The organism is Aerococcus sanguinicola, from assembly GCF_001543145.1.
Lineage (GTDB): Bacteria > Bacillota > Bacilli > Lactobacillales > Aerococcaceae > Aerococcus > Aerococcus sanguinicola.
This window is the reverse complement of the sequence record NZ_CP014160.1, coordinates 533,519-548,392: the sequence shown is the minus strand read 5'-3', so window position 1 is coordinate 548,392 and position 14,874 is coordinate 533,519. Positions and strand designations below refer to the sequence as shown.

The 14,874-nt window shown below is 49.4% G+C and carries 8 protein-coding genes and 1 tRNA gene; 7 read left to right on the top strand and 2 right to left on the bottom strand.

The features are described from left to right. Positions 1-49 precede the first annotated feature (49 nt). The 5 genes from AWM72_RS02445 to AWM72_RS02425 all read left to right on the top strand — a co-directional run bounded on the left by AWM72_RS02445 (position 50) and on the right by AWM72_RS02425 (position 4,728). On the top strand, positions 50-829 hold the full coding sequence (locus tag AWM72_RS02445; RefSeq protein WP_083505573.1) for an ABC transporter ATP-binding protein: 780 nt from the start codon (positions 50-52) through the stop codon (positions 827-829). Further along, a complete protein-coding gene (locus AWM72_RS09170; RefSeq protein ID WP_083272380.1) occupies positions 807-2,309 on the top strand; it encodes an ABC transporter permease in 1,503 nt (500 codons plus the stop codon). The genes AWM72_RS02445 and AWM72_RS09170 overlap by 23 nt, the downstream gene beginning before the upstream one ends. Positions 2,310-2,380: 71 nt before the next feature. Continuing rightward, positions 2,381-2,860: a cupin domain-containing protein gene (locus AWM72_RS02435; protein ID WP_067972639.1), complete on the top strand. Its 480-nt coding sequence runs from the start codon at positions 2,381-2,383 to the stop codon at positions 2,858-2,860. After that, complete coding sequence (locus AWM72_RS02430) at positions 2,861-3,361, top strand: GNAT family N-acetyltransferase (RefSeq protein ID WP_230080830.1); 501 nt, start codon at positions 2,861-2,863, stop codon at positions 3,359-3,361. Next, positions 3,361-4,728, top strand: coding sequence for a DUF4767 domain-containing protein (locus AWM72_RS02425; RefSeq protein ID WP_067972635.1), 1,368 nt, complete (start codon positions 3,361-3,363; stop codon positions 4,726-4,728). The genes AWM72_RS02430 and AWM72_RS02425 overlap by 1 nt, the downstream gene beginning before the upstream one ends. A 152-nt stretch (positions 4,729-4,880) precedes the next feature. Here AWM72_RS02425 and AWM72_RS02420 read toward each other — a convergent pair. Beyond that, positions 4,881-4,954 (bottom strand) — tRNA-Pro (locus tag AWM72_RS02420). 343 nt (positions 4,955-5,297) lie between these two features. Further along, positions 5,298-6,272, bottom strand: a complete 975-nt coding sequence (trhO, locus tag AWM72_RS02415) for an oxygen-dependent tRNA uridine(34) hydroxylase TrhO (protein WP_067972632.1) — start codon at positions 6,270-6,272, stop codon at positions 5,298-5,300. A 200-nt stretch (positions 6,273-6,472) separates the two neighbouring features. Between trhO and AWM72_RS02410 the strand changes: the two genes are divergently transcribed. Both AWM72_RS02410 and AWM72_RS02405 read left to right on the top strand, forming a co-directional pair. Then, entirely contained in the window at positions 6,473-6,946 is a 474-nt protein-coding gene (locus tag AWM72_RS02410; RefSeq protein ID WP_067972630.1) for a nuclear transport factor 2 family protein, read from the top strand. A gap of 328 nt (positions 6,947-7,274) precedes the next feature. Then, the gene (locus AWM72_RS02405; RefSeq protein WP_067972627.1) at positions 7,275-14,837 is read left to right on the top strand and encodes a G5 domain-containing protein; all 7,563 of its coding nucleotides are present in this window, start codon (positions 7,275-7,277) and stop codon (positions 14,835-14,837) included. Positions 14,838-14,874 lie beyond the last annotated feature (37 nt).

Here is a 14,874-nt window from a genome sequence, read left to right as displayed (position 1 = left end):
GGACCTGTCAGCTTGCCTTGTTATCCTAGGGCTAAGTCAGGAAGAAAGGATGATTAAAATGACTGACTACATCATTGAAAGTCACCGCTTGAGTAAAGTGTATAAGGATTTCGTCGCTGTTGACCAGCTCTCCCTTCATGTGAGCCGGGGGTCAATCTATGGCTTGTTGGGGCCGAATGGGGCAGGGAAGTCGACCACTATGAAGATGCTTCTGGGACTGACGGCACCGTCTTCGGGCGACTGCCAGATTGATGGGCTGAGTTTCCCCAAGGACCGTCAAGCCATCCTCCACAAGGTCGGCGCCTTAATCGAGGCCCCTTCCTACTATGCCAACCTGAGCGGGCGGGAGAACTTGGACTTGATCCGCCGTATCTTGGACCTGGCGCCAGAGACGGTTGACCAGGCCTTGAATTTGGTGGACTTAGGCCCCTATGCGGACCGGCTTGTCCGCCATTATTCGCTGGGGATGAAGCAGCGTTTAGGCATCGCCTCGGCCTTGATCGGTCAGCCTCCACTCTTAATCTTGGATGAGCCCACCAATGGTCTCGATCCAGCAGGCATCCATGAGATCCGCCAGCTCATCCTCTCCCTGCCGGAACGCTATGGCTGTACGGTCCTGATCTCTTCCCACCTCTTGTCTGAGATGGAGCAGATGGTGGACGACCTCTGCATCTTAAACCGGGGCCGCCAGCTTTACGAGGGCTCACTCAGGGCCTTGAAAGACCGGGCAGCGGGGCAAGAGTCCTTGGAAGACCTCTTCCTAGAGATGGTTATGGCAGACAACCGCGGACAAGGAGGGAGCTCCCATGTTCAAAGCCTTGTCGATTGAGAAAAAGAAGTTAAAAGGAACAGGAATTGTGCCGGGAATCCTATTGACCGGCCTTGTCGGAGCAGTGTTGGTTGGTCTCACTTACTTCTTGCGCCGAGACCAGCTCTTGAACTTGCCAGGAGACCCAGTCCAAGTTCTCTTGGCCCAGCTTTATGGGATTTTGACGCTCTTGAACATGCTGGCGCTCATCCTTTCCGTTGCCCTGAGCTATGACTTGGAGCGCCGCGGCCAGGCCATTAAACACCTCTACTTCTTGCCTTATTCCCTAAGCAAAATGTACCTAGCCAAGCTTATCATCTTAGCCAGCCTTTACGGGCTCAGCCTCTTACTGGAGTTCGCGAGTTTGGCTGGCTTGATGGCTGGCTACTTGGGCTTCACAGCTGACCGACTCAGCCTGCTTGTCTCGGCTTTTGGCCTGGCCTTACTCTCTTCCCTGCCAGTCCTGACGGGGATGGTCCTCGTTGCCTCGCGCTGTCAGAACTTGTGGACCTCGCTGGGGATCGGCTTGGCTGGCCTCTTAACGGGCTTAGCCTTGGCTAATTTCCCCAACCAAGCGCTGCTTCTCCACCCCTTTGTCTTGATGTTCCAACCTTCTGCCACAATGACCTTCACTTTGTCAGGAGATCTGGGCTGGCTAGCGGGCCTATCCGCTTTGTTTTATTTAAGCCTCGGCCTTTACTTGCCCAGAATCGCTGCTATGAATAGAAAGGAGCTGGTCTCCATGTTGACCGCCTTAAAAGTCGAATGCCTCAAACTGCGCCGTAGCCATATCCTGCCCTTGATTTTGATTGCTCCCTTATTGATTGTCTTAACCGGCATCCACTCCATTTCGGCTTATTTTACGCCGGAATACAAGGAGGCCTGGGGCGCTATGTTTATCCAGTCTTGCCTCCTGTATGCCTATTATCTCTTGCCCTTTACCATGATTGTCCTAGCCGTGATGGTGACCCGACTGGAAACTAAGGACAGGGGGATGGTCAAATTACTCAGCCTTCCGGTCAAGCTCTACCAGGTCAACCTGGCGAAATTCCTGGTCTTAGTGGCCTTCTTAGGCTTGGAAATTCTTTTTTTCCTCCTGGTCTTTCTCCTGGCAGGATTTCTGGCTACGCACTGGGCAGGCATTGACCAGGCAGTTCCCTTGTCCTACCTAGTCAGCAAGTGCCTAGGGATCTTTCTTACTATGCTGCCCTGCTTGGCCTGTATCTGGCAGGTCCATGTGCTGATCAGCCAGCCCTTCCTGTCCATTGCCCTCAATTTATTCTTGGTCATTCCTAGTATCCTCCTCGCCAATACCAGCTTGTGGGCCCTTTACCCCTATTGTTACAGCGGTTACTATGTCAGCTGCGCCATGGCTGATTTTCAGGAGGGGATCGAAGCCTCGCGCTTTAATGGGATCGCTGCCCTGGTCTTTGGGGCTTGCTTCTTAGGCCTAGCCTTGCTTTTATCCAGCCGGTATTTTGCCCACCGCCAAGGCCGCTAAGGGAGACGCGTTAGAAAAACTAGGCCGCCGCCGGATAAAATGGTAAACTGGAGGAAAAGGAGGTCTTTTGAATGAAGACAAGTGCTGAATGGGCCAAGGCCCTGAACCTCGAACCCCATGTTGAAGGGGGCTATTTCCGACAAGTGGTCAAGAGTCCGGAACGGGTAAGGGACGGCGACCGCGCCCTCTACACCTCGATTTATTTCGTGCTAGAAGCGGATAATCCCTCCCACTTCCACCGCCTGACTTGCGATGAAATCTGGTACTACCATGCCGGTCAAGCCCTGACCGTCCATATGATTCATCCCGATGGCCGCTATGAGACGGTGGAACTGGGCTTGGATGCGGACCGGGGCCAACAGCTCTCTTATGTCGTACCCCAGGGGACGATCTTTGGGTCCACGGTTGAGGAAGACTATGCCTTGGTCAGCTGCTTGTGCGCGCCGGGCTTTGAGTATGATGACTTCGAGCTCTTTAGCCGCCAGGAGCTCTTGGATCGTTATCCCGACCATGCGGCGATTATAGAGCGCTTGACCCGGGAGGAGGTCTAAGTGGAGGCTAAAGCTTTTCTTATCAAATTAGTACGGGACCGGCAAGTTTGGGTGCCAGACCTCCTGGACGTCTGGGAGGCCTCGGTTCGTGCCAGCCATGATTTCCTGGATGAAGCTGCCATCCAGGCCATTAAAGAAGAAGTCCCAGCCGCTTTATTGGCTGTCGACCACTTAGTTTTAGTTCGGTCAGCGGTCGGGGAAACGGCAGGCTTCATGGGCCTGGTGGGGGATCGTTTGGAGATGCTCTTTGTACACCCCAGCTACTGGGGTGATGGCCTAGGCAGGGCGCTCTTGACCATAGGGATTAGCTCCCATGGCCTCAACCGGCTAACCGTTAATGAGCAGAACGCCCAAGCAGTGGCCTTCTACCAGCACATGGGCTTTGTCACTTATCGGCGGACGGAAGTGGATGAGGAAGGCAGGCCCTACCCTTTGCTCTATATGCGCTATGAGGGTCAGGAAATATCAGATATTTTTGGGACTAGGACGGAGGACGCGTGATGAAGAAAAAGTGGTTTGGATTGGGGATGCTGCTTGTCGTCGGCCAGTTGGCACTGACGGCTTGCGACCAGGAAAAAGCGGAGCCGACTTATGACCAGGCGCCAGTGGAAGAAGAAGTGACGGCTCAAGAGGAAGGCAATCAAGTGCCTTCGAGCCAGGCACAAAGTTCAGCTGTCAGCCAGGCAGAGGAGGCTGAGGCGACTGCTAGTGGAAGTGAAGACGGGGACCGAGAAACTTATATCCAGAATCTTCGCCAGGCCAATGCGCGATGGGCCAAGCGTCTGGACCAGGCGATAGCTTCTGGCCTTCCCACGGCTCAGAGCGTCCAAGCTGCCGACCGCGATCCCGGCGACGTCCATCCAGCTATTGCCGCGCTCTACCAGAAACTGGACCAAGAGCTGGCTAAGGAAAACCACCAAGAAAATTACCGAGAATTGTATTCGGATACTTTTGTTTTGGAGAAAATGCTGCTGCCGGAATTCGATGCAGCAGACCAAGAAGCGCTGGACCAGCTGAGGGAATGGCTGACGGGCTTGGTTTATGAAGACTACCAGAATCGCTTGGATGCCAAGTGGCGGATGAGCCAGTATGTCTTAGATCACTTGGACTTTGCCAAGCAGATGGCCGATGTGGCAGCCTTGACTGATGAAAGTTTTGATGAGGTCAACCGCTTAGCTGTCCATACCGGGGTGGCCATGGAAGCCTATATCACCCTCATTAATTATCCCAATTTCAAGGATGAAATTCCCTTCCAGGCCGACCTTTATGCGCATATTGTCTGGCCTTATACAACGGATATTGGGTCTACTCGGATCCAGGCTCAAGACCCAGCGACGGGTGACATCTGGTTTGGTGTGCCGCTTACAGGAGATGTGGGGCCCAAGCCAGCGGTTGACTATGAGGCCCGCTACGGTGTGGCCATCACCAACCACTATCCAGAAGGGTCAGCAAAAACCTCGACTCCTCCAAGTGGGACAGCTGGCAAAAGCCAGCGTCTAAGGAACTTTATGCTGACTTGGGGCCAGGAGATGGGGCAAGCCTACCAAGCTTACAGCCCCGACCAGCCTGCTGATTTCTACGGGGCTAAGCTGCCCCAAGAGGACTTTGAAATTGCCTTGGATGGCAAGACCCGCCAAGTCCAAGCGGGGGACGAGGCTGATGATTTGCGCTTGTTGGCAGCCTATAGCGATATTGAAGACAAGACCAATCCCAAGCCTGAGCGCCACTTCTATCTCTTTGTGGAAGACAAGGGCCAGCCCCGGATTCTGATCGCAGAAGAAGGACCAGATGCCAAGGGCCAGGTCCACTTCAAAGACACCGCCAACCAGGCACTCCGCCAGGGCTTCTTGGAGATATACAATGACTAAGGCATCGACCGAAATTTTCGGTCCTTGATGTCCCCAGCTATAATCTAGCAGATCAAAGAAAAAAGGAGACCGGACTAGCTTGTTCCAGCCTCTTTTTTGAGCTTAATATACAAAAAAAACGAGCGACGCTAAAAATCGCTCGGTTTCATGAATCGAGATGACAGGAATTGAACCTGCGACCCCTAGCACCCCATGCTAGTGCGCTACCAGACTGCGCTACATCTCGATATCTATCTGATAGAAACTATTATAGCACAGATAAAGAAAAGATGCTAGGGACTTACGAAAAAAGCGCCACTGCAAAAGCAGGACGCTTTTCTCGTGCCTCAGTACAGGACATAAGAGCAGACTTGGAGTGATTTCAGCTCATCGAAAAGTTTGACTGGTGTCAGTCTATTTTGATGCGCCGCCAATCATTCAAGTCTGATTGACCTTATTCACATCCTGTAGTCGGGTTCAGGCTAGCAGAAAGAGCTCCTCTTCACCAAAATCCGTCGAAGACTTTCAGTCTTCTCTGGTTTTTGGCTCCAGAGGTCTCTTTCTCCCGCTAGCCTTCACACCCTTTACTTTTATACTTTTTCCGATACCTGCAAGCTTTCACCAATCGCGTTCAAGCGCTCTTCCCACTGGGCCTTGCTGAGGTCGTGTTCAGCCACATAGCGGTTGCGGGGGTGGCGGCGGCATTCAGGGGAACAGCCGCGCAGGTACTTATCTTCATTAGCTTCAGAAGCGAAGATTTGCTTGTTGCATTCGGGATTGGCACAGTTGACATAGCGGTCGCAGGGTTCGCCGTCGAAGTGGTCGCGGCCGATGACGGTCGGTTTCACGTGATTGATTGGCACCGAGATGCGTTCGTCGAAGACATACATCTTGCCTTCCCAGAGATCGCCCTGGGTCTCAGGGTCCTTGCCATAGGTGTCGATGCCGCCTTCCAATTGGCCAACTTTTTCCCCGATGCCTTCGCGGACCAGCCAGCCGGAGAATTTTTCACAGCGGATGCCGCCAGTGCAATAAACGACGACCTTCTTATCCATAAATTCTTCCTTGTTGTCGATCACCCACTGAGGGAGTTCGCGGAAGGAGTGGATGTCTGGCCGGATAGCGCCTTGGAAGTGGCCTAGGTCGTATTCATAGTCGTTCCGGGTATCGAGGACGACGGTATCTTCATCTAAGAGGGCCTGGCGGAAGTCCTTGGGTTTGAGGTAGTCGCCCGTGGTTTCCAGCGGGTCCAGGTCCTCGTCCAAGTCCAGGGAAACAATTTCCTTGCGGGGACGGACGAACATCTTCTTGTGGGCATAGTCATCCGCCTCATCGATCTTGAACCAGACATCTTCAAAACCAGGCAGGCTGTGGACATAAGCCATGTACTGGTCGGTCTGGTCAATCGTCCCAGAAACCGTTCCGTTAATGCCTTCCTCACCGACGAGAACCCGGCCACGCAGTCCGATGCCCTTACAGAAGGCTAAGTGGTCTTTAGCGAAAGAGTCAGGATCTTCAATATGTTCATATTTATAAAATAATAAGACGCGGTAATCTTTTACCATCTTTATCTTCCTCCTTTGTAGTTGCAAGCTACAAACTATTACCTTAGCCATTATACGCGCTCTCATTGGTGAGGGCTAATCTTCTGCTCAGCCAGCCCCTGATCGGAAAAACTGCCAGTCTTTGATCGGAAATTTTGTCCCCAAATTTGGGTTGCGCGTTATAAAATAAGGCCAAGCAAAAAGGAAAGTAGGCGTAAGATATGGATATCCTAGAAGAATTAGCTGCCATTGAGGCCATCAAGCAGTGCAAGGCGCGCTATTGGCGGGCCATCGACTCTAAAGATTTCGACCTCCTGGAGACAGTCATGGCCGACCATGTGACCTTCGACACCTCCCTCTCCACCTGGGACCCCGTCAAGGGCCAGCACCCCTTGCTTCCTGCCAAGACCGAGCCCTCGCGCTCCTTAGCAGAAGTTAGCCGCAATGCCCGGAAGATCATGGGAGAGGGCGTCCAGAGCGCACACATGGGCCACATCCCAGAAGTCTCCATCGAATCGGACCGGACAGCCCGGGCTTATTTCCCCTTCGAAGACCGCGTCCTCTTCAATGGTTTTGCCGCCTTCGATGGCTATGGCTACTATGACGACCGCTTTGAGAAGATCGACGGCCACTGGCTAATTGTCAGCTCTAAGATCTACCGCTACCGTTTAATCTTTGATGACATTAATGCCTAAGAGAAGATCAAGGGGATTTCCATCTCAAAATTTGACAGAGATTAAAGGTTGGAAAGAAAAAGTTTTTATTTTGTATTTAATGAGAAAAGGTAAAATACACATAAATCTGATAAAATCAAGCTTTTTATTGGCTAATAAATTTATTTTTGTACAATAAAAGCTTAGAAATTGCTAGTCTGACAAGGAAATGCTAAGATACATTATATTGAGTTAATTAATTTATAATTTAGATTTTTTTAAAAATAAAAAACACTTTAGTGGAAATTTTGTTCTAAAAATGATGGTATGAACATTTTCTGGGACAAATTAGTAAGCTAGGAGGATATGTATGGAGAAGAATTATCGTTATGCGATTCGCAAAACGACGCTCGGTGTAGGGAGTGTTGCGATCGCAGCTTTTTTAGCTGGCCAAGTCCAAAGCGTCCAAGCCGCTGAAGGACAACCAATTGAACTCACCAGCCCCCTACTGGCTCCGGTGAACGAAGGGAGCCAAGCTGGACCAAAAGTTTTAACCCTTGTCGAGGATGCAAGTGAAACTCATAAAGCTGATAGTAGCCAACCCGCAAGTGAAACAGCTAATATAGCTTTAGAAGTTAGCCCAAACCAACCCGTTGAAGCTGTGGCAGTCCCTTATGCTGCAGAAGGTGCAGCGGTCAACTATGCTATGCCAGGAGAAGGCGGGACAGAAGGTAGCGTGCCGACATCTACTTCTGGCCTACCAGCGGATACAGTGAATACACCGATTGTACCTGCCAGTACCACTAATCCAGATAATATCAATTATTCTACCAATGAGAAGAATATTAGTGAGGGTAAGGGCTACCGACAATCTGAATTGGCCAATAATGGGATCTCACACTTCTCTGCGGCATCAAGCGCTAAGACGGAAGGGGTTAGTCATGTCGTTATTAACCCTAATGCAGACAAGGATACAGACCAGAGAACTTATGGAATTGATATCTCTATCGATCGCAATGATTCCCAACGAACCTATAACCATCTTTCTATAACGGATAGTGTAAGAAACCCACCTGTAGAGGCTGGAACTAAAAAGAATCCTCGTCTTGTTGAGTATGAAAATATAAATTCACTTACGACAATTGGCAATAAAGCTGTTGATTTCAAACCGAGCACAAAGGTAGTTTTGGTAAAGGACAAGCAACAGACTAGCCTAAATTCTCAATTAAATGAAACAGATTTACAGCATATTAATAATCATGCCAATAAGGAAACAACAATCTCTTTTAGAGATAAATATACGACTGATAATCCTTATGATAAATTGTTAGAAGGGAGAAACTTTGCAGTCACTTTTGGTGTCAACCCTTATCCAAATGAAAATGCCAACCTATCTCTTATCAAGGTAGCAGGTGACACCAATGTTAAGCGAGTGGCAGTTAAGGAAGGCTATGTCAAAACCGGTGCTCGGATTGATAACTTAGACCCAGCAGACTATGACCGGGTAGTCGGTCAAGTCTACCATCCGGATGGCTCCGTTGTGAAAGAAGCCAATGCTTTTATTGTTACCCCAACTAACATCCAAGAACTTCAGAGCAAACTAGGTAATGATATCCAGTTAGGTCAGATCATCTTCGCTATGCCTAAGGGTGCTCTGGAAGATCCTAATTCCATCTTCAATACCAATAAATTTAAAGGCATCCAAAGTTTACAAGCTCGTTTCTTCGCCCGTCCAAGAACTACTGAAGAATTCCAAGAAGTTGTCAATCTGAACAATATGAGAGAAACTGGCGTTGAAACGATAGAGGACTATAAACAAGCCGTTGCGGAAGGCTGGGATTATTCACCATATAAGTACGTCAAAACCGGTGCAGGCATTCAAACCATTAAGCATAACGGCAAGGATGTCGAAATCGACAAGCAAGGTATCGCCCGTTATGACAATTACAACGACCTAGGTCATATCACGATCAACCTTGATGATACAAGATATTACGAGCAAAAGTTCGATAAGAAACTTGAACATAAGGACGATAAGCTCACCGAAATTAAACCTGGCGAAGCCAAAATCATGGTGATAGATGATCAGAATATTAATCCAGATACCGAGCCTAATCGCAAAACTGGTAAGGAGATGATAAAGGCGGACGAACAAGGCTTCGCTGATGGTGTCATTGATCCAGATTTCATCAAAAAAGCAGAAGCTGAAGGTTGGGAGATTACGACCAATCCCAATGATATCTCTCAATTTACAGTTAAAGCGCCAAAAGGAGCCAAGGCTGGAGAGTTCATTGCTATTCCAATTACCTATACTTATACTAATGGTTCAACAGACCTCCACTGGTTCCATTTTGTCGTTCAAGATTCGGATAATAACCGGCCGGAATACCATGCGGAGGTAGGTTATCAGGGAGATGTCTTAAAGAACAAACCTGAAATACCTAAAAATGATAAAAAACGCCGACCGCTATCCTTTGAATTGGCTCAGCCAGTTTATAAAGATGAACAAGGCATTCCATTGCCAGCCGGGCAATATAAAGATAAGCAAGGCAATATCCAAACACTCCAGCCAGGGCAATATGTAGATAGTGCTGGGAATGTCTGGTCAAATGTTCAAATCGATTCAACGTCAGGGGTAGTAACTGCGATGGTACCGGAAGATGTTGAGATTATAGGTGGCGAAAACCTATATGTTAACGTCAGAGCTAATTATGGAACAGATGAAGTTACAAATGAACCTATTACAGAAGAAGTCAAAGCCCAATTTATCGCCCGTCCGAAATACAAGACAACCGTTACCGATACCGATGACAAATTGATTCCTTATGAAACTAAAGAAGAATATGATGAAACTCTGCCTGCAGGAACCATCCAAGTGGTGACTCCAGGTAAGGCTGGCAAGGAACGGACCATCTTCGAACAGGACGTCATCAACGGGCAAAAAGGTCTGGTTGACCCTGCCACTGGCCAATTTACAGCAGGCGACCAACTTTTCCGCAAACGGACCGAAACCGTCGAAGAAAAGCAAGACCGTTTAGTCAAGGTTGGGGTTAAACCGGTTGAAGAAACTGTGGCGATCCCTCGACCTGTTGAAATCGAAGTAGATCCAAATATGGAACCAACTGCTGAACCGGTTGTGGTTGAGGAAGGCCAAGACGGCGTAGTGACTGTGAAGACGACCAGAGACCCACAAACAGGTGCGGTTAATATCACTAAGGCCACCACAACACCAGCTCAACCTAAGAAAGTCAAAGTTGGCACCAAGACTACCGGCACGGTTGTCGATACCGATGAAATCCCATTCAAGTACACGGTGGAATTCGATCCGAATTTCTATAAGAACTATCCTGATGCGACCGAAAACTACAAGGTCGTGATCCCAGGACAAGCGGGTTCTAACAAGAAGACCTGGACCATCGAGAACTCCAAGGTCGTGGGCGAACCGGTCGTTGAAACGGTAGCCCCAGTCAATGCGCTGATCAAGGTGGGACAAAAAGACTACACGGGCAGCTTTGAAACGGTGGACAAGGATCCGATTCCATTTGAAACGGAATACATTGTCGACAATACCCTTGAACCCGGTAAAGAAGTGGTTGAAAACCCAGGAGCTCTAGGTGAGAAGACCACCACAACTACCCACACCATCCAGAATGGTCAGGTGACGGCTTCGACACCAGGACAAAGTGTCCAAAGCAAAGATCCGGTCAAACGTGTTGTTCGCATTGGGGCTAAGTCTAACGGTAGCTACCAAGTGACCGAGCCAATTCCATTCCAAGTGGAAGTGAAGACTGACCCATCACTTAAGAAGGGCGAATACAAGGTCGCAAATCCTGGTAAGCCAGGCAGTCAGACCAAGACCCTGACCATCGAAAACTCCCAAGTAACTGCTACTTCTGAACCTACTATCAATGAACAAGCAAGCAATGCGGTTGTTTTAGTGGGTGACCAAGACTTTACCGGCGAAGTTAGCCACGATGTCACTGAAAAAGTGCCATTCCCAGTCAAGGTCGTTGAAGACCCAACCCTAGACAAGGGCACCTACCATGTGGACCAAGAAGGGGTTCCAGGGTCTAAGACCACGACTTATACACAAGCCATCAAGAATGGGGCAACGGATGGCGCCCTGACTTCAACTGTCAAAGCGGAAAGCGCCCCTCAAGAACACATTATTCGTGTCGGCACCAAGCCTTTAACTGGCTCTACCACTGTGACGACCACCAGCCAAAAACCATTCGACGTGGAAATCGAATACGACGCGACGAAGCCAGCTGGTACGGTCGAAGTTGTGCCAAATACAGGGGTCCCAGGTGAAGAAAGCAAGACCACCCCAGTGACTGCTGCAGATGGCACGGTCACTCCAGGCACCACGACTACAACTGAAACCAAGGCGCCTGTCAATAAGAAGATTATTGTGGGGACCCAAGGCTATAACGGCGAATTCAGCCACGAATACACCAATGTCCTGCCTTTTGAAACCGAAGTTGAAGTGGACCCAAGTCTGGCTCCAAATGCAGTGGTTGAAGTTCAAAAAGGCCAGTTAGGCGAAACGACTACCACGGTAAGCCAAACTATTACCAATGGCCTTCCTGGTGAAAAAGTGGTTTCTGATCCGGTTCAAACCAAGGCGCCAGTCAACCGCAAGATCAAGGTGGGGGCGAAGACAGAAGGTATCCATACTTACACCGAAGAACTGCCATTTAGCTACACGGTAGAATACGACCCAGCTATCCAAGCCGGCAAGTATGAAATCGTGACTCCAGGTGCAGTCGGTTCCCGGACAACCGAATGGCCAATTACCAACTCTGTGGTCGGCCAAGGCAAGGTGACCCAAGAAACGCCTGCGTCCAACGCTTTAATCAAGGTCGGCAACAAGGACTTCACCGGCCAAGTTTCCCATACCGAAACCGTTCCGGTACCGAATACGGTGGAAATCCGCTACAATCCGAACGTCAAAGCCGGAGAAACCAAGGTCCTTGAAGCAGGTAAGCCAGGTTCCGTTGACGTGACATACAGTCAAGCCATCAAGAATGGCCAAGCGGCAGGGGACTTAGTGAAGACCGAAGCCAACCGCGTGGCCCCAGTTAACCGAGTTATCGAAGTCGGCACCCAGCCAGTATCTGGCACCGAAACCCCAATCCAACAAAATGTTCCAGTTGAAGTTGAATTTGTCTATGATAATACCAAGGACAAGGGCTTTGTTGAAGCCGGTCAGGTCACTCCTGGCAAGACGGAAAGCAAGGTGGTTTCCAAGGTAGTCGACGGCCAAGTGGTCAACACGGTTGAAAATATCGTGACTCCAGCCAAACAACAAATCATCGTCGGGACCAAGGACTATACGGGCGAATTCAAACATACCGAACAAAGTATTGCCCCATATCGAACTATCTACAAGTTGGATCCGACGCTTAAGCATGGACAAGAAGTCGTGGATCAAGAAGGTCAATTTGGCCTAATTCAACGTCAAGTTACGCAAGACTTCGTCAATGGCAAGCTTGGTGAGAAGACTTATGGTCCGACCGAAGAAGTGATGACACCGCAAGACCGAATTGTCCGCATTGGTTCAATGACTGACGGCACTCACACTTCTACAGAAGAAATCCCATTTGCGGTCAAGGTTGAAGTTGATCCAAGCTTGCCTAAGGGTGACTACCAAGTGGTCACACCAGGTGAACCAGGGACTAAGGAAACCACTGTGAAGATCGAAAACTCTCAAGTGGTGGGCACAGCTTCTAGCAAGGTCATTAAAGAACCTGTTACCCAAGTCATCAAGGTGGGCGACCAAGACTTCACGGGCGAAGTGTCCCATAATGTCACGGAAACCCTCCCATTCAAGGTGGAAATCCAAGAAGATCCAAATCTCCCACTCTTCGAAATTCAAGAAGTTCAAAAGGGTGAAAATGGATCTAAGACTACCAAGTATAGCCAAGCCATTAAGAATGGGGCAGCTGATGGTCAGCTGAAGGCGGAAGAAATTGCCCGCACCGAACCGAAGACCCATATCATCAAGGTCGGTACCAAGGCACCGGAAAATGCTGAAACGAGAGTCAAGGAAGTTCCTGCTGAGATTGAATACGTTTACGACAATACCAAGGACAAGGGCGTCGTTGAGAAAGGAGCCTACACTCCTGGCAAGCTTGAAACTAAGATTAAGAACGTCTTTAACCCTCAGACTGGCCAAATCGAAACCACAACCGAAGAAGTGCTGACCCCAGCCAAACAAGTCATTGTGGTGGGCACCAAGGACTACAGCGGTGAATTCAAACATACCGAACAAAGCTTGGCACCATTTAAGACCGAATATAAACTTGACCCAAGCCTGAAAGCTGGCGAAGAAGTGGTTGAACGAGAAGGTAAAGTCGGTTTAATCGAACGTGATGTCAGCCAGAAATACGTCAATGGCACACTGGCAGACAAGGTCTTCGGTGAGACTCGAGAAGTGATCGCTCCTGAAAATCGGATCGTCCGCATCGGTGCTAAGACTGATGGCAGCCATACGTCTACAGAAGAAATTCCATTTGATGTGAAGGTTGAAGTCGATCCTACTTTAACTAAGGGTGAGTACCGAGTGGTGACGCCAGGTCAACCAGGGACCAAGGAAACGACTGTCTCCATTGAAAATTCTCAAATTGTTGGCGAACCCGTGTCCAAAGTTACGAAAGAACCTGTTGCCCAAGTCATTAAGGTCGGCAAGCAAGACTTTACCGGTCAAGTGAAGCACACGGAACGCTTCGAAGTGCCATACAAGGTTGAAGTCCGTGAGAATCCAAATCTTAAGGCTGGTGAGACCAAGCTCATCCAACAAGGTCAGCCAGGTTCCTATGATGTGACCTACACCCAAGCCATTAAGAATGGTCAGGCCGATGGTGAATTAGCTAAAGCCATTACCAAGCCAGTCCAACCGAAAGCCCATATCATTGAAGTAGGGACCAAACCAGTGGCAGGCAACAGCCATGAAAGTCACAAGGATGTCCCTGTCGAAACCATCTTTGAATATGATCCAAGTCTGGACAAGGGCAAGGTAGAAAATGTCCAAGTCGTTCCGGGCCATGTGACGACCCAAATTGTCAACAAGGTAGTCGATGGCAAGGTCGTGACGGAAGAAGTGCCAGTGGTGACCCCAGCCAAGCATATCGTTAAGGTAGGGACCAAGGGCTATGAGGGTCAATTCAGCCATGAAAGCTTCCTTGAGACGCCTTTTGCGACGGAAGTGATTTACGACGACCAGCTCGATTCAGGCAAGGTCGAAGAAGTCCAAGCCGGTCAGCCAGGCCAAGTCAAAGAGACCGTGACTCAAGCCATTATTAACGGCGTTCTCCAAGACAAGAAAATCAACCAGGAAGTCCTCCGCGAACCACAAAAGCGGATCATCCGCGTCGGCATCAAGCAATTGATCAAGGAGGTACCAGTTGAGAAGATTGTGGAAATCGTCAAGGAAGTCCCAGTCGAAAAAGTCGTTGAAGTGGTTAAGGAAGTTCCCGTTGAGGTTATTAAGGAAGTTCCGGTCGAAGTGATCAAAGAAGTCCCAGTGGAAATCATCAAGGACTGCCCAGGTATTGAAGTGGTTTACAACAAAGACCTCAAGCCTGGCCAAGTCAAGGTGGTCGACCCTGGTGAAAAACGGATCACGGAAACCCGCGACGGTAAGACTATCGTCAAGCAAGAAGGACGCAAGATGATAGTTGAAGTCGGCTGCGGCAAGACGGAAAACCCAACTTCTGATTCGAATGGCGGCAAGCTAGATCCTCAAGGGCCAAAAGATCCAGAAGATGGCAACAAGCAGCCGGAAGGACCGAAAGATCCACAAGGCGACAAGGACCAATCGAAAGATCCGCAAGATCCACAAGGCGGTAAAGATCAGTCTAAGGACCCTCAAAATCCACAAGGCGACAAGGACCAGTCTAAGGACCCTCAAAATCCACAGGGTGGCAAGTAACAGTCTAAGGATCCTCAAAATCCACAAGGCAATAAGG